Source organism: Anaerobacillus sp. QJM3NY_32 (assembly GCF_056173645.1).
Genome location: NZ_CM149684.1, coordinates 3,042,305 through 3,058,774, shown reverse-complemented (window position 1 = coordinate 3,058,774; position 16,470 = coordinate 3,042,305). Strand labels below are relative to the sequence as shown.

Sequence of the window (16,470 nt, the reverse complement as noted above, 5' to 3'; positions counted from 1 at the left end):
TTTTTTTGTAACGAAATTTCATACGTATGGAAAACGGTTAATATCGTGGATAGCTTAAGTTTTTCTTTTGCCTTTGTGAAAAAAATAGTATGATGAAAGTATTCAGGCTAAAATAAAGAAAACCGCCTGGTATAAGAATCGGTATTGATGAATGGGGAAATTCGTTAGGGGGATTTGACAATGGCTCAAAAAATACTAGTTGTTGATGATGAAATATCAATTTTAACATTGCTTCAATTTAATCTTGAACAGGCAGGATACGAAGTCGTCACTGCTGAAAACGGTGCTGAAGCTTTAGAAGTCGTGATTGAGGAAAAGCCGAATTGCATTATCCTTGATCTCATGCTACCTGAAATGGATGGATTAGAAGTATGTAAAGAATTGAGACAACGTCATATTCACACACCGGTGCTGATGTTAACTGCAAAGGATGATGAATTTGATAAAGTGCTTGGTCTTGAACTAGGTGCTGATGATTATATGACGAAGCCATTTAGTCCAAGGGAAGTAGTGGCCAGAATCAAAGCTATTCTCAGACGAGTGAAACAACTTGAGGAATCAAAGGCTGCTAGCCAAATGGAAGAATCCGAAAAAATCCAAGTTGGAGAATTGGAAGTATACCCTAATAATTATGAAGCATTCTTCCAAGAAGAAATTATGGAGGTAACCCCGAAAGAATTTGAGTTACTCGTTTATCTTTTACGTCATAAAGGACGTGTACTTACAAGAGAGCAGCTGTTAAGCGCTGTATGGAATTATGATTTTGTAGGAGATACGAGAATTGTTGATGTGCATGTTAGTCACTTACGTGAAAAGATCGAACAGAATACGCGCAAACCTGAATACATTAAAACAATCAGGGGTCTTGGGTATAAGTTAGAGGAGCCCTCAATTTAATGAAAAGATTTCGTTCACGCTTTCTTAATGCTCAATTTGTTATCCTCTTTATCGTATTTTCTATGATGATCGTTTTCCTTGGCAATTTATTTGAAGGAATTCTATTCGAGAGTGCTAGTCAGGAAGCTCTATCGAATATGTGGCTGATATTGATTTTTTCTTTTGCAGCTGCTTTTTTTATCATTATATATATTAGTCTTCGTATCTCCAATCAGTTAACGAAGCCCTTGGAGGGAGCATTAAAGGTTGCGAATGAACTAGCTTCTGGAAATTTCAAGGCAAGAACATATGAGTATAAACTAGACGAGACAGGACAACTTAGTCATGCTTTAAATATACTTGCTAGAAATTTGCAAACCATGACCACATCTTATGAAATTCAGCAAAATCGCTTAATGACACTCATTGAAAACATGGATAGCGGCTTAATTCTTATTGATTCAAAAGGTCATATTAATTTAGTAAACCGCTTTTATAAAGACACTTTTCAAATCCAAGTAAATGATTATATGGACCTGCTTTATTATGAGGCTATTCCTTATCGAGATATTATTCGTATTGTTGAGGAGACACTTCTTGTAGAACAAACAGTGCGTAAGCAGGTTGAGTTAGAAGTGGGAATTGAAATAAGGCATTTTGATGTGTCTGGTGCACCAATTCTTGATCAGGACAATAAGCTGAAAGGTGTTGTCCTTGTTTTTCACGATATTACAGAATTGAAGAAGCTCGAACAAATGCGCAAAGACTTCGTAGCGAACGTTTCTCATGAATTGAAAACGCCGGTGACTTCGCTCAAAGGGTTTGCTGAAACATTATTAGATGGCGCTATGGAAAATAAAGCTTTTAGAACTCGTTTTCTTACCATTATTCTAAATGAGAGTGATCGACTTCAAAGTTTAATTCAGGATCTTCTCGATTTATCTAAAATGGAACAAAAGCATTTCTCATTAAACTGGCAAGTTGTAGACTTAAAAGAGGTTATTGATGATTGTTTGTTAATGACTCAAAGCAAAGCAGAAAAAAAGGGCATTGAAGTGAATGTCCAATATGAGGGGAATCTTCATATTAAAGGAGATACAAATCGTTTAAAACAAGTGTTTCTGAATTTAATTGCCAATAGCATTACGTATACACCGGAAGAAGGCAAAATTACGATTTCTGTTCAAGAGTCAAGTGACATTGTTCAGTTCATCATTTCGGATAACGGAATTGGCATTCGTAAAGAAGAACTTCCTAGGATATTTGAACGTTTCTATCGAGTGGACCGGGCTAGAAGTAGAAATTCAGGCGGAACGGGTCTTGGGCTTGCTATAGTGAAACACCTTGTTGAAGCACATCATGGTCGTATTGATGTGAAGAGCGAACTTGGAGATGGGACAACATTCGTGATTACACTTAACAAAGAGAGACATTTCTAAACTTTACGATTTCTTTACACTCTATTTATATGTCCTTTAAACTATTTCTGTAAAGTAACAATTGACCCCTTCATCATGACGAGAGCATATTTTTGAGACGAGTATAACTCGTCTCCTTTTTTTTAGATCATATTATGGAATGCCTTCTATACAAAATCAAAACTTTATTGAAAATGTTAAGTCGTGATTTTATTATGCTTTATTTGTTTATTGGCGCTTGTTTTTCTTTCTTTTTGCCATCGTGGTAAAATGAAAGGAGCAGGCGTCGCTTTTTATAATTTTAGCGATAATAAAACGTCTATATGAATGAAACGGGAGGATTTCGATTGAAAAACAAATTAGTATTAATTGATGGAAATAGTATTGCTTATCGTGCATTTTTCGCATTGCCATTGCTAAACAATGATAAGGGTGTATATACGAATGCGGTGTTAGGTTTTACAACGATGTTGCTGAAGATTATTGAAAATGAATCACCAACTCATATGCTCGTAGCGTTTGATGCAGGAAAAACCACGTTCCGTCATAAGACATATACAGAATACAAAGGTGGTAGACAAAAGACTCCTTCTGAATTGAGTGAACAGTTTCCTGTCATTCGTGAGGTGCTAGATGCCTTTAATATTAAGAGATATGAAATTAAGAACTATGAAGCAGATGACATTATTGGAACGGTATCAACCATTGCGAGTAAGGAAGATTGGGAAGTTAAAATATACTCCGGTGATAAGGATCTTCTTCAGCTAGTTTCAGATAACGTTCATGTTGCTTTAACTCGTAAAGGGATTACAGATATTGATACATATGACCCTGCATTTCTTAATGAAAAATATGGACTTTCTCCAGATCAAATTATCGATATGAAGGCGCTAATGGGTGATAACTCGGATAATATCCCTGGGGTACCAGGGGTTGGAGAAAAAACGGCTCTTAAATTATTGAAGCAATTTGGCACAGTTGATGCGGTTTATGAGTCGCTTGATAAAGTGTCGGGCAAAAAGCTTAAGGAAAAACTTGAAGAGAACCGTGATCAGGCCATGATGAGTAAGGAACTCGTAACAATATTTAAGGAGACGCCTCTTGAGCTTGGAATAAATGATCTGTCATACAGCGGATATGAACATGATGCTGTAGTTTCATTATTTAATGAGCTCGGCTTTAAAAACCTTCTTAATCGAATTGGTGGAGAGCAAAATGAAGAACAAGAAATAGATGAATTGTCTTTTGATTTGGTTAAAGAAATTGAAGAGCATCATTTAATCAGTCCTTCTGCCATGATCGTTGAGGTAATGGAAGAAAATTATCACAATGCGGAAATACAAGGTATTTCTATTGTGAATGAAAATGGGAATTATTTCATACCAACCGAAGTCGCAATGTCTTCTAAGCTATTAAAAAACTTCCTTGAAGATCGATCTCAGAAGAAGTGGGTGTTTGATGCGAAGCGAGCAGTTGTTGCTCTAGGGTGGAAAGGGGTTGCGCTAGAAGGCATTACGTTTGATTTAGTAATTGCTTCTTATTTACTGAATCCCTCTGAGTCAACGCATGATATATCTGCTATTTCTCGTCGAGAAGGCTTTTCAATCGTTTCCTCTGATGAATCGGTTTATGGTAAAGGGGCAAAACGCAAACTTCCAGAACAAGACGAGCTTGCAGACCACCTTGTTCGAAAAGCTTTCGCTGTTTTCCAATTAAAAGAGACACTTGAAGAACAGTTAAAAAAGAATGAACAATATGAGCTATTTCACGATCTTGAAATGCCGTTAACCCTTGTTCTTGGTGAAATGGAAACAAAAGGTGTATCCGTTGATACGAAATTCCTTGAGAAAATGGGTGCAGAGTTAAATGAGAAATTAAGCAAAATCGAAGCAAGGATTTTTGAACTTGCAGGTACAGAGTTTAACATCAATTCGCCTAAGCAACTCGGTGAGGTTCTATTTGATAAGCTAGAGCTTCCGGTGATTAAGAAAACAAAAACTGGATATTCAACTTCAGCTGATGTACTCGAAAAGCTTGAAAGTAAACACGATGTTATTCCAGAAATTCTTCTTTACCGTCAATTAGGGAAGTTGAATTCAACATATGTAGAAGGTTTACTAAAAGTGATCTATTCTGATACTGGGAAAATTCATACAAGGTTTAACCAGGCTCTCACGCAAACAGGTCGACTTAGTTCTACAGACCCTAACTTACAGAACATCCCGATTCGTTTAGAAGAAGGCCGTAAGATTAGAAAAGCTTTCATTCCATCTAATGAAAACTGGGTTATGTTTGCGGCAGACTATTCGCAAATTGAACTAAGAGTCCTTGCACACATCGCTCAGGATCAAAATTTAATCGAAGCTTTCCAACAGGATGAGGATATTCATACGAAAACAGCGATGAATGTGTTCAACGTTAACAAGGATGACGTTACGTCGAATATGAGAAGACACGCGAAAGCTGTTAATTTCGGAATTGTTTATGGTATTAGTGATTATGGTCTTTCTCAAAGTATTGACGTTTCGAGAAAGGAAGCTGGCGAATTCATCGATCGGTACTTAGAGAGTTTCCCAGGGGTGAAAAATTACATGGAAGATGTAGTTGTTAAGGCGAAAGAAGAGGGGTATGTATCAACAATGCTCCAGCGAAGAAGATATCTGCCCGAAATTAACTCAAGGAACTTTAATCAAAGAGGGTTTGCTGAAAGAACGGCAATGAACACACCGATTCAAGGAACGGCTGCTGATATTATTAAGCTTGCGATGGTTCAAATGGATACGCGATTAAAAGAAGAAAATCTAAAAACGCGTATGCTACTTCAAGTACACGATGAATTAATTTTTGAGGCACCAGAAGAAGAAATTGAAACGTTAAAACGGATCGTACCTGAAGTGATGGAATCTGCAATCAAACTGGATGTACCGCTGAAAGTTGATTATGAATATGGCTCCACCTGGTATGATGCGAAGTAGGCATCAAAGGAGAGGGAATAATGCCTGAATTACCAGAAGTAGAAACAGTTAAACGCACGCTCGAAGAATTAATCGTAGGGAAACGAATTACAAATGTATTAGTAAAATGGCCAAAAATCATCAAGAAACCTGATGATGTCGAAGCATTTAAAATGAAGGTGATTGGACAGACATTTAAGGGTGTAAGAAGAAGAGGGAAGTTTCTAAAGCTTATACTCGAGGATGATGTGATCGTTTCGCATCTTCGAATGGAAGGGAAATATAAGTTAACATCTATAGAAGAAGAGTTTGATCATCATACTCACGTATTCTTCACTTTTGATGATGGGACAGAACTTCGATACCATGATGTACGTAAATTTGGCACGATGCACTTGTTTCCGATTGGAATAGAAGAAAATGAGTTGCCGCTTGCTCAGCTAGGTTATGAACCATTTTCTGATCAGTTTACCCCAGAAGTTTTACAACAGGGGTTTAAAAAGACTTCTAGGAAAGTAAAAACGGTATTATTAGATCAAACAATCGTTGTGGGGTTAGGAAATATTTATGTGGATGAGGCATTGTTTAAAGCTGGTATTCATCCTGAGCGAGTGGCTTCAACGTTAAAAGAAAACGAAATTGAAGAGCTTCATGCTGAGATTGTGAATACGTTAAAAGATGCTGTAAACAAAGGTGGAAGTACAATACGTTCCTATGTAAATAGTCAGGGAAAAGTTGGAACTTATCAGGACAGTTTATTTGTCTATGGTAGAGCAGGTCAAGAGTGTAAGAGGTGCAATGGAGAACTTTCCAAAATCGTAGTCGGTGGGCGCGGTACGACATTTTGTCCTGACTGTCAGATAAATGAGTGATTCGTAGCGTTGGATGGGCTGCTTTCATATACTATTTAAGATTTTAGTATGGAAGGAGCTCGCCTATGTACTGGGTTTCTCTTTGTTTCTTAGCACTTGCAGTAAGTGTAGATGGATTTGGGGTCGGCTTAACTTATGGCTTGCGAAGAATGAGGATTCCTTTTAAGTCAATTCTCATTATTTCAATCTTTTCGGCGGTCTCCATGTTGGTCGCTATGGGGTTCGGGTCCCTTTTACAATTATGGATATCAGATATATTAGCCCAGCGTATTGGAGGCGGCATCCTTATTGCGCTTGGTGGCTGGGTGCTGTATCAAATGTTTCGTAACAATAAAGAAGCAGAAAAAACTGTTTCAGAGCGAATCCTTCTTCATTATGAAATTCGCTCGCTTGGAGTGGTCATCAGTATATTAAGAAAGCCGACAACAGCCGATTTTGATGACTCCGGTACGATTACAGGTATTGAAGCTATCATGCTCGGTGCAGCATTGTCGCTTGATGCCTTTGGAGCAGGGATTGGTGCGTCAATGGTTGGGTTTCCACCAATTGAAACTTCTCTTTTAATCGCATGTATGAGTTCGTTATTCCTGCTTTTAGGTCTTAAGTTTGGTAACTTCACTTCAAATATTAAATGGATGGATAAACTTTCTTTTTTACCAGGGTGTTTACTCATCATTCTGGGCTTTATGAGAATGTAGGAAAGGAGAAGATACGATGGATATAGGACTTACCGGTGGAATTGCTAGTGGAAAAAGTACTGTGGCAGAAATGATTCGCCGATATAACATACCAATAATTGATGCAGATGTGATGGCAAGAAAAGTGGTTGAACCTGGTGAGCCAGCTCTAGAAGAGATTTTTCGTTTGTTTGGAGAGGAAATGAAGGATGATAATGGTGGGCTTGATCGGAAGAAGCTTGGCTCTGTTATCTTTAAGGACGATGACAAGCGTAAGCAATTAAATCGTGTTCTTCATCCTGCTATTCGAAAAGGAATGCTTGACGAAGCTGCAGCTTATAAAGAACAAGGAAACGCTCACGTGGTATTCGATATTCCGCTGTTATTTGAAAGTAAACTGACTCATATGGTAGATCAAACACTTCTTGTCTATGTTAATGCTGACGTCCAGTTGAAACGATTAGTGGAGCGAGACGGTAGTACAGAAGAAGAGGCAACTGATCGCATACACTCTCAATTGCCTATCGAACAGAAGAAAAAGCTTGCTGATGAAGTGATTGATAATATGGGAACACGTGAAGAAACAGATAAGCAGCTTAGGAACATTCTAACTAAATGGAAAATCATTTAAAAAAATACGCCTTTCTGGCGTGTTTTTTTGTATTTATTTAGACGATTGCTCAGATATATGACGATTTACAAAAATAGTGTAAATTAATCTTTTTAATTGCATATTATATGTTATACTAATTTTGTGATAGGGGAAATAAGTATAACACATATATGGCAGGAGGAACGCTGGATGAAATCAAGAGTAGCGATTAATGGCTTTGGAAGAATTGGGCGTATGGTATTTAGAAAGGCAATTATGGAAGATAGTTTAGAAGTTGTGGCAATTAACGCTAGCTATCCGCCGGAAACGCTCAGCCATTTAATTAAATATGATAGCATTCACGGTACATTTGATGGAGAAGTAGTCCCTGTTGAAAACGGGATAAAAATTAATGGTAAAAAAGTTGTTGTTTTAAACAACCGTGATCCGAAAAGTCTTCCTTGGAAGGATATGGGGATCGATATTGTGATTGAAGCCACTGGTAAATTCCGTACAAGAGAAGAAGCAGCCTATCATATTGATGCGGGTGCTACCAAGGTAATCATAACAGCTCCTGGTAAAAATGAAGATCTTACAATTGTGATGGGCATAAATGAAAGCGAATACAATAATGAAAAACATCACGTTCTTTCAAACGCTTCTTGTACAACCAACTGTCTTGCTCCTGTAGTACAGGTGCTTGATAAATCCTTTGGTGTTGTCTCGGGAATGATGACAACTGTGCATGCGTATACGAATGACCAAAAAAATATCGACAACCCCCATAAAGATTTGAGAAGAGCTCGCGCTTGTGGTCAGTCAATCATACCGACTTCGACAGGAGCGGCAAAAGCAATTTCTAAAGTTTTACCACACCTTGAGGGGAAACTTAACGGCATGTCACTTCGTGTACCTACACCAAATGTCTCACTTGTAGATCTTGTAGTAGATCTTGAGAAGGATGTGACAATTGATCAGGTTAATGATGCTTTAAAGGCTGCTTCCGAGGGACCGCTTCGAGGAATTCTTGGCTACTCTGATGAACCTCTCGTTTCCATTGATTACAACGGAAATGATCATTCATCGATTGTCGATGGACTTTCTACAATGGTCGTTGAGAATAAGAAAGTAAAGGTCCTTGCCTGGTACGATAATGAGTGGGGTTACTCATGCCGAGTTGTTGATATGGCGAAGTATGTGGGAGAAAGAATACCCGAGAGATTGAAAGCAATCGTATAGAAAGTGGGAGAAGAGGCGGTATATCACCGCTTCTTTTTTTATAAGCTTGTGTTATTGATAGCTCGATTTTTGTTCGAATCAATGGGTTGACACAGCGCGTAAATACTACAAAAATCAACAAGGCTCGTTAATATAGTCGGTATGTAAAATAACGTAATGATAGTACTCGTGAAATTCACATCTTAGTTAAAGGAGCAGTTAACGATAAACCAAATATATTTGAATGATTGAATCATACTACAGTTAATAGGATAAAATTAGTCATATAAGAATATAATGAGCTTTAATGCTCAATAACGACGAACTAACAAAAAGGTTCTTTAATTTATTCTTGCAAATCTATTTTAAAAGCCTTATACTATTTTTCGTGAACTTCTTTTATAGCAATTTGGCATTGAAAACTACTTAAAGGGTTAGGACCTCATCGGACTAACTTTCCCCCGTGGTGGATTTTCGATACCGCATGCTAATCAATGCATGAGTAAATTTAAAGGGGGAATTTTGCTATGGATACAATGGGTCGTCACGTCATTGCTGAACTATGGGGCTGTGACATTGAAAAATTAAACAACATGAAATTTATTGAAGAAACATTTGTTGAAGCTGCTCTTAAGTCCGGTGCTGAGGTTCGTGAAGTTGCATTTCATAAATTCGCTCCACAAGGCGTTAGTGGTGTTGTTATTATTTCTGAATCACACTTAACGATTCACAGTTTTCCTGAACATGGTTATGCAAGTATTGATGTATATACTTGTGGAGATCTTGATCCGAACGTTGCGGCTAACTATATTGCTGATGCTCTCGGTGCAGATTCACGAGAAAACATTGAACTTCCTCGAGGCATGGGTCCGGTCAAACCTAAAGTTAGAGAAGAACAGTCAGCGTTTACTTCATAATAATACAATGATTGAAAAGGGTGCTCAGTGCACTCTTTTTTTATATTCACTAAGAAGACATCTCGCTTTTCCTATCGGTCCTATTCCTTTCAATGTGATTGATTTATCAGTCATTTATTGCTATTCTTAAAAAAAATAGAGGAGGACCTGGGGTGGGAATAAAAGAATTTTTTAGCAACCGTTCTGAAACTGGGGAAAGACATCCGAATGATGCTCTTAAAACCCATTATTTTAAAGCGACAAAGGAACAGGCTTTTACAGAAGCGAAAGCCGTCCTTCAACAACACTATAAAGGTGAAATCGTTACGAATTCTCCGGAGCGTGGAGAATTTGTTTTTCAAGTGAAAGGTCCTAAAAAGGCCCTTATTGTTGTAACAGTTGTCACGGTTCGTGCTTATAGAACTGCCGTTGATTTCTCTGTTTCAACAGAGACGCCACTTCCAGTTGATTTCGGATACAGTAAGAAAGTCATTGCAACCATTTATAATGATTTAAAAAAGAAACTTACGTTAATCGGAACAGGGATTTCTGAGCAGTTTTAAGGGTAGGTGTGTCATGACACATTTTATGCTAAAATAGTAGTAGAAATCTTGTTCGTTTAGTGGAGATGATCTTATGCGTTGTCCCAACTGCAATCACAATGGTACAAGGGTGCTTGATTCTCGGCCGGTTCACGAGGGCCGTTCGATTCGTAGGCGCCGTGAGTGTGAATCGTGTACGTATCGATTTACGACATTTGAAACAGTTGAAGAAATACCGCTTATTGTAGTGAAAAAAGAAGGAACTAGAGAAGAGTTTAGCAGGGATAAAATTCTTAGAGGTTTAATTAAAGCCTGTGAAAAAAGGCCTGTTCCACTTGAAACTCTAGAAACAATTGTTAATGAAATCGAACGTGATCTTCGTAATCAGGGAGCTTCCGAGATCAGTAGTGATGTTGTGGGAGAGCTTGTTATGGATCAGCTGGCAAAGGTTGATGAAGTTGCTTATGTTCGATTTGCTTCTGTCTATCGTCAATTTAAAGATATTAATGTCTTTATCCGCGAATTAAAAGAATTAATTAACAGAGCAGAATAACAAAGGGGGAGCTTCGCGTAAGCTCTTTTTTTGTACGGTTTCAAAAATTATGAGGAATACAAAGGTGAAGCATATGCATTGGAAAGAACTTCTTCCTGTTGATACGCTTCAGATTGAAGCATCCGGACTTTTGCACGAGTATGATCGAAGAGTACTAACATTGTTATATCAACCTTTAATCGGGGCTCCGGCCTACAGTCTTTATATGACTCTCTGGAGTGCTCATGAGCAGCAGAATCATTTTGTTACAACAATGACTCATCATAATTTGCTACTTATGATGAGATGGGATTTGAAGAGAGTACTTGAAGAGAGACGTAAATTAGAAGGAATTGGCCTGTTGAAAACATATGTAAAAGACAGTGGAGATCCTAGACATTTTACTTATGAATTGCAAGCTCCTCTCACACCGGAACGCTTCTTCAATGATGGCGTACTGAATATTTATTTATTCAATCGATTAGGACGTAATCGATACAATGATCTAAAAAAGCACTTCACAGTGGAAAAGGCAGATCTAGCTGAGTATAGTGACGTGACTGCATCATTTAATGAAGTATACGATTCTCTTCACCCGTCTGAAATGACTGGTATGAGCGAAGTAGAAGAGGAAGTAACGATAGAGAAACGTGATGAAAATAAAGGCCTTGTTTTTACTTCTTCGCAATTCGACTTCGATATGATGAAGCAGCACATTTCTGATATGATTGTCACTGAGAAAATGTTTACAGAGTCTGTTAAGAAAACGATTGAGCGACTTGCTTTTGTGTATAAAATTGAACCATATGAAATGGGCCGGATTGTGGAACAAGCTGCAATTCACCATGACGAACTTTCTGATGATCTACTGCGCAAGGAAGTAAGCAGTTGGTTCGCGCTTGAAAATCGTGGCAAAGTGCCTGCTCTCCAATATAGAAGTCAACCTGTTTCTTTACAAGAGTTTCATAAGAAAGAACCTGAGACAGAAGAAGAGAAAGCGGCGCAGAGATATGAACAGATGACGCCATATGATATTCTTCAGCGGGCAGCTGAAGGGGGAAAACCTTCTGAAGCAGATATGAAGCTTGTGGAGCGAATAATGGATGAACAAAAGCTGACTCCTGGTGTTATGAATGTCTTACTTGATTTCATTCTAGAAACGCAGGATAAGAAGTTATCGAAGAATTATGTAGAAAAGTTTGCGAGTCACTGGGCAAGGGCAAGGGTAAAGACAGTAAGAGAAGCAATGAACCTTGCCATTAAAGAGCTTCAGCAACCGGCCAAGAAAAAAACAGGCTCTTCCAATCGTGGGAAACCTGCCGCTAGAAAAGACAAAGTGCCTGAATGGATTTCAGATCAAAAAGAACCGGATATGTCTCATGAGGAGCGATCTGAGAAACAGGATCAGCTTAAAAAGATGCTAAGTAAATATAAGAAATAAGCGGGGTGAACAAGAATGGAATCAATCCAGGAATCATTTAACAAGATGCCAGGCAATAAGAAATTCCAGGAACAGTACCAAGAGATGAAGAAGGCTATTATGGCCGATGAAGATATTCGTGCATTTATTGAAGAGCATGACGAGGTCGATGACAAAATAATTGATAGAAGTCTTGCAAGACTATATGAATATACAACACAAGCAAAGCGATGTGAAGGATGCCCTGGTCTCTCGAACTGCATTAATATGATGGAGGGGTACGAGCCTGAGCTATTTATTAATCGTTCGGTGATTGATATTCGCTACAACCGTTGTCCAACAAGAATTGAAGATGATAAGAACAAAAAGCGTAATCAGATGATTCAAAGCTACTATATTCCGAAAGAAATTCTTCAGGCTACCTTCGCGGATTTGGATGATGAAGATCCTGTTAGAATTGAAGCGATTGGGACGGCGATTCAATATGTAGAAGATTTCGTTCCTGGTGAAACCACTAAAGGGCTTTATATTCATGGAGGTTTTGGGGTAGGGAAAACGTTTATTCTCGGGGCTATTGCAAACCAGCTGGCGAAAGAAAAAGGGGTTCGTTCTCAGTTTATTTATACTCCGGATTTCTTCCGTCAAATGAAAAGCGCCATTCAAGATCAATCTATTGATGAAAAGCTTGATTATTTAAAAGAAACACCGCTCTTGATACTTGATGATATTGGAGCGGAAAATATCTCAAGTTGGGTACGAGATGATATTCTTGGAGCTTTATTACAATATCGTATGACTGAGGGGTTACCAACTCTGTATTCATCTAACCTGGACTATGCTTTGCTTGAAGATCATTTAGCTTATTCCCATAAAAGTGGAATTGAAGAAACGAAAGCTAAGCGGATTATGGAGCGAATTAAGCACTTTACCACGCCTGTATTTTTAGAGGGTAAAAATAGACGAGTTTAAAGTCTTCCATTACGGAAGGCTTTTTTTTGGTTCTATACATCATTTCGCATATTCTGCCATATAGATTCTAATGAGAAGGTAGTGGACAGGAGGGAATGCGTTGGTTTCGATAACATTTACTGATATAGATGACTTCCAATTTGTATTCGATCAATTGAACAAGTTCATTAAAATCGGTGACTCAGTCATTGTAAATGAAGAAGAGTTAAGTCTTTCTGTTGCGATAGGCCCATATGATACAAAACTGTGTTATCAGATTTCTCAATGCATTGCTAACTGTGTGAGTACCTTCTATGAGAAGCGTTGGATGGAACAGCTATTAACTTCAACGTATTATTATCAAGATAAAGATGAAATTGGTGAAATTACATCCATTGCTCGAAGTATTGGAGATGGGGATAAAGAAGACTATCCAGGTGCTCATCGCTATGCTAATCGAAGGGACGTACTGCTTCAGTCAACATTATCGTGTATTGAACAGGGTGGAACCATTTTGTTTGATTCTTTTTTAAGATTTCGAACGGGTCCTTATCGTGCTTTGCTAAATGAATTGATTGGAGAAGCGATTGACGAATATAAACTTGAACAAGAATATCAAAACTTCGTTGAAGGTTTAAGAATTCTATTGCGATCCAGGCAATCTCTTCAGAAAAAAGTAGTTCTTGTTTATGATAAAACATATCAATTATTTGATATGAATGGGTCACTATTAACTGGTATAGAGGGGAAGTTGGAAGATCTTCCTGTTGGGCTAACCATAGATGAGATAGATTCTGAAATTCTATTTCCCCTTCTGCTGCTTGCTCCAGAAGAAGTTTGTATTTACACGGATGATTCCGATGAGGGGCTCGTTCAAACAATCCGAAATGTGTTTGAAGAAAGGTTAAGTTTTTTTCCGTATCGTATGTCTAAACTATTTTTTTCAGGCAATCCTTAAAATAAGCTTGATTTTCATATGTACACTACTTATAATACCTACATACACGCATATACGTAATTGTTACGATAAGGACATGAGATGTGTTGTTAGCTTTCAGAGAGGGAAGGATTGGTGCGAACTTCCTAGCGAGACGAGCATACTTACCACCTTTGAACTCTGCCCTGGAAATGGGGTGGCGTTTCTGCTACGTTACAGCAGTCTGAGCCGTATAGGTTATTATCTTATGCGGGAAGCAGGGTGGAACCACGAGATCAACACTCGTCCCTTTTGGGATGGGTGTTTTTTATATGCAAAAAAAGGAGTGAAGAAGCATGGCTGAAATGGTAAAAATAACGTTTCCTGACGGTTCTGTAAAGGAATTTAATAAAGGGACAACAACGGAAGAGATTGCAAGCTCAATCAGCCCGGGCCTAAAGAAAAAGGCTCTTGCAGGAAAAGTGAATGGTGTTCTTTTTGATTTGAGACGCGAAATTGAAGAAGATGCTTCTATTGAAATTGTAACACCTGAAAGTGAGGACGGTCTTGAAGTGCTTCGTCATAGTACAGCGCACCTTATGGCACAGGCAATTAAACGCCTCTACAGTGATGTAAAACTAGGAGTAGGGCCGGTTATTGATAGTGGTTTCTACTATGATATTGACTGCCCTGTATCTATTACGCCTGAGGACCTGCCTAAGATTGAGAAAGAAATGAAGAAAATCATTAATGAAAATCTTGAAGTGAAGCGTATCGTTGTAAGTCGCAGTGAAGCAGAGAAAATGTTTAAAGAGATTGGCGATGAGCTCAAATTAGAGCTATTAGAAGCTATTCCTGCTGACGAACAAGTGACAATTTATGAACAGGGTGAATTCTTTGACCTTTGTCGTGGACCACACGTTCCATCTACTAGTAAGATAAAAGCCTTTAAATTACTTTCGATTGCAGGCGCTTATTGGCGTGGAGATAGCGAAAACCAGATGCTTCAACGCATTTATGGAACAGCTTTTCCAAAGCAATCTCAAGTTGAAGAATACCTTCATCTTTTAGAAGAAGCTAAAGAACGTGATCACCGCAAACTCGGTAAAGAACTTAAGCTATTTACTATTTCCCAAGAGGTAGGACAGGGACTTCCGATTTGGTTGCCAAGAGGGGCGACTATTCGTCGGACGATTGAACGATATATTGTAGATCTTGAGGAACGTCTTGGGTATAACCATGTATATACACCTCACCTTGCAAATGTTGATCTATATAAAACAAGTGGTCACTGGGATCACTATCAGGATGATATGTACCCTCCGATGAAAATGGATGAAACAGAAGAACTTGTTCTTCGTCCAATGAATTGCCCGCATCATATGATGATTTATAAAAACGATCTGAAAAGCTATCGTAGTCTTCCATACCGCGTTGCGGAGCTTGGAACAATGCATCGATATGAAATGTCTGGAGCGCTAGCAGGTCTTCAGCGCGTACGTTCGATGACGCTAAATGACGCTCACATCTTCTGTCGTCCTGATCAAATCAAGCAAGAATTTATTGAAGTTGTCGAGCTTATCCAGGAAGTTTATAAAGACTTTAACATCAGTGACTACTCATTCCGTCTTTCTTATCGCGATCCAGCAGATAAGAAAAAATATATCGACAATGATGAAATGTGGGAAAAAGCACAAAGAATGCTTAAAGAAGCAATGGATGACCTAAACGTCGAATATGTGGAAGCTGAAGGCGAAGCTGCGTTTTATGGTCCGAAATTGGATGTTCAGGTGAAAACAGCTCTAGGTAAAGAGGAAACTCTTTCGACTGTTCAACTTGACTTCCTACTTCCAGAGCGATTTGATCTATCTTATATTGGTGAAGATGGCAACCACCATCGTCCAGTTGTTATTCATCGCGGCGTTGTTTCTACAATGGAACGCTTCGTAGCATTCTTAATTGAAGAATACAAAGGAGCATTTCCAACTTGGCTTTCACCTATCCAGGCGGAGATTATTCCGGTATCAGAAGTTCACTTAGAATATGCAAAGAACGTTCAGAAAAAACTTCAGCGTGCAGGAATTCGTGTCGAGGTTGACGAACGCAATGAAAAGATTGGTTACAAAATTCGTGAAGCTCAAATGCAGAAAATTCCTTACATGCTCGTAGTAGGTGATAAAGAGGTTGAAGGTGAAGCGGTTAACGTACGCCGCTACAGCCAGCAGGATTCTGAGACTGTTTCATTGAATGATTTCACAGCTAGAATTGAAGAAGAAATTAAACAGAAGAAGTAATGTAAGACCGGCATAATTGCCGGTCTTTTATTAATATAGAAAAGAAATTTACAAAAAACACTTGTCACAAAGGGAAAGATTCGTTATGATAATCAAGTGCACTTCGAACGAATCTTATCACCTTGACATACATTTGGTCAGCATGGTATACTGTCTTAGGTAATTAAATATCGGAAACAAAGCAAGCAGAAGCGCCCGCTTCTCACCTGATTGACGCCGTAACTGGTAGTTTGCAGGTACACTGTTCTTATAATTGTGTAATGTGTGGGTGCCGTATGCGCCGACGCTTTTTTTATGCTTTGAACCGGATATAAA

14 protein-coding genes and 2 other annotated features are annotated in these 16,470 nt (G+C 38.5%); all 14 genes read left to right on the top strand.

Translation table 11 applies throughout. The features are described from left to right. The first annotated feature begins 180 nt into the window (after positions 1-180). Complete coding sequence (locus tag AC0VYH_RS16035; protein ID WP_283153890.1) at positions 181-897, top strand: response regulator transcription factor; 717 nt, start codon at positions 181-183, stop codon at positions 895-897. Further along, complete coding sequence (gene pnpS, locus AC0VYH_RS16030) at positions 897-2,315, top strand: two-component system histidine kinase PnpS (RefSeq protein ID WP_430241397.1); 1,419 nt, start codon at positions 897-899, stop codon at positions 2,313-2,315. The genes AC0VYH_RS16035 and pnpS overlap by 1 nt, the downstream gene beginning before the upstream one ends. A 326-nt stretch (positions 2,316-2,641) precedes the next feature. Further along, positions 2,642-5,269 carry a DNA polymerase I gene (gene polA, locus AC0VYH_RS16025; protein ID WP_475372751.1) on the top strand — a complete coding sequence of 876 codons (2,628 nt, stop codon included), beginning with the start codon at positions 2,642-2,644 and terminating at the stop codon, positions 5,267-5,269. A 20-nt stretch (positions 5,270-5,289) separates the two neighbouring features. Further along, entirely contained in the window at positions 5,290-6,120 is an 831-nt protein-coding gene (gene mutM, locus AC0VYH_RS16020; RefSeq protein WP_430241394.1) for a DNA-formamidopyrimidine glycosylase, read from the top strand. 65 nt (positions 6,121-6,185) lie between these two features. After that, positions 6,186-6,818, top strand: coding sequence for a sporulation membrane protein YtaF (gene ytaF, locus AC0VYH_RS16015; protein ID WP_194219314.1), 633 nt, complete (start codon positions 6,186-6,188; stop codon positions 6,816-6,818). A 16-nt stretch (positions 6,819-6,834) separates the two neighbouring features. Beyond that, the gene (gene coaE / locus AC0VYH_RS16010; protein ID WP_194219315.1) at positions 6,835-7,428 is read left to right on the top strand and encodes a dephospho-CoA kinase; all 594 of its coding nucleotides are present in this window, start codon (positions 6,835-6,837) and stop codon (positions 7,426-7,428) included. Between the two features lie 171 nt (positions 7,429-7,599). Further along, positions 7,600-8,628: a glyceraldehyde-3-phosphate dehydrogenase gene (locus tag AC0VYH_RS16005; RefSeq protein WP_430241391.1), complete on the top strand. Its 1,029-nt coding sequence runs from the start codon at positions 7,600-7,602 to the stop codon at positions 8,626-8,628. Positions 8,629-9,134: 506 nt separating this feature from the next. Continuing rightward, on the top strand, positions 9,135-9,524 hold the full coding sequence (speD, locus tag AC0VYH_RS16000) for an adenosylmethionine decarboxylase (protein ID WP_194219317.1): 390 nt from the start codon (positions 9,135-9,137) through the stop codon (positions 9,522-9,524). A 152-nt stretch (positions 9,525-9,676) separates the two neighbouring features. Next, complete coding sequence (locus AC0VYH_RS15995; protein WP_475365594.1) at positions 9,677-10,066, top strand: cytosolic protein; 390 nt, start codon at positions 9,677-9,679, stop codon at positions 10,064-10,066. A gap of 73 nt (positions 10,067-10,139) precedes the next feature. Then, positions 10,140-10,598 (top strand): transcriptional regulator NrdR, encoded by a 459-nt coding sequence (gene nrdR / locus AC0VYH_RS15990; protein ID WP_404681390.1) that lies wholly within the window; start codon positions 10,140-10,142, stop codon positions 10,596-10,598. A 73-nt stretch (positions 10,599-10,671) separates the two neighbouring features. Then, on the top strand, positions 10,672-12,018 hold the full coding sequence (locus AC0VYH_RS15985) for a replication initiation and membrane attachment family protein (protein ID WP_283154270.1): 1,347 nt from the start codon (positions 10,672-10,674) through the stop codon (positions 12,016-12,018). Between the two features lie 15 nt (positions 12,019-12,033). Then, entirely contained in the window at positions 12,034-12,966 is a 933-nt protein-coding gene (gene dnaI, locus AC0VYH_RS15980; RefSeq protein ID WP_194219321.1) for a primosomal protein DnaI, read from the top strand. A 100-nt stretch (positions 12,967-13,066) separates the two neighbouring features. Beyond that, positions 13,067-13,903, top strand: a complete 837-nt coding sequence (locus tag AC0VYH_RS15975; protein ID WP_475365592.1) for a putative sporulation protein YtxC — start codon at positions 13,067-13,069, stop codon at positions 13,901-13,903. 56 nt (positions 13,904-13,959) lie between these two features. Further along, positions 13,960-14,175, top strand: a binding site (T-box leader). 42 nt (positions 14,176-14,217) lie between these two features. Further along, positions 14,218-16,155 carry a threonine--tRNA ligase gene (gene thrS / locus AC0VYH_RS15970; protein ID WP_194219323.1) on the top strand — a complete coding sequence of 646 codons (1,938 nt, stop codon included), beginning with the start codon at positions 14,218-14,220 and terminating at the stop codon, positions 16,153-16,155. 177 nt (positions 16,156-16,332) lie between these two features. Next, positions 16,333-16,454 (top strand) — a sequence feature (ribosomal protein L20 leader region). The last annotated feature ends 16 nt before the right edge of the window (positions 16,455-16,470 follow it).

Bases quoted from the DNA above. Each gene is read 5' to 3' on its own strand.
- thrS (WP_194219323.1), top strand. From the start codon at position 14,218: ATGGCTGAAATGGTAAAAATAACGTTTCCTGACGGTTCTGTAAAGGAA.
- AC0VYH_RS15985 (WP_283154270.1), top strand. From the start codon at position 10,672: ATGCATTGGAAAGAACTTCTTCCTGTTGATACGCTTCAGATTGAAGCA.
- pnpS (WP_430241397.1), top strand. From the start codon at position 897: ATGAAAAGATTTCGTTCACGCTTTCTTAATGCTCAATTTGTTATCCTC.
- AC0VYH_RS16005 (WP_430241391.1), top strand. From the start codon at position 7,600: ATGAAATCAAGAGTAGCGATTAATGGCTTTGGAAGAATTGGGCGTATG.
- speD (WP_194219317.1), top strand. From the start codon at position 9,135: ATGGATACAATGGGTCGTCACGTCATTGCTGAACTATGGGGCTGTGAC.
- dnaI (WP_194219321.1), top strand. From the start codon at position 12,034: ATGGAATCAATCCAGGAATCATTTAACAAGATGCCAGGCAATAAGAAA.
- ytaF (WP_194219314.1), top strand. From the start codon at position 6,186: ATGTACTGGGTTTCTCTTTGTTTCTTAGCACTTGCAGTAAGTGTAGAT.
- nrdR (WP_404681390.1), top strand. From the start codon at position 10,140: ATGCGTTGTCCCAACTGCAATCACAATGGTACAAGGGTGCTTGATTCT.
- mutM (WP_430241394.1), top strand. From the start codon at position 5,290: ATGCCTGAATTACCAGAAGTAGAAACAGTTAAACGCACGCTCGAAGAA.
- AC0VYH_RS16035 (WP_283153890.1), top strand. From the start codon at position 181: ATGGCTCAAAAAATACTAGTTGTTGATGATGAAATATCAATTTTAACA.
- coaE (WP_194219315.1), top strand. From the start codon at position 6,835: ATGGATATAGGACTTACCGGTGGAATTGCTAGTGGAAAAAGTACTGTG.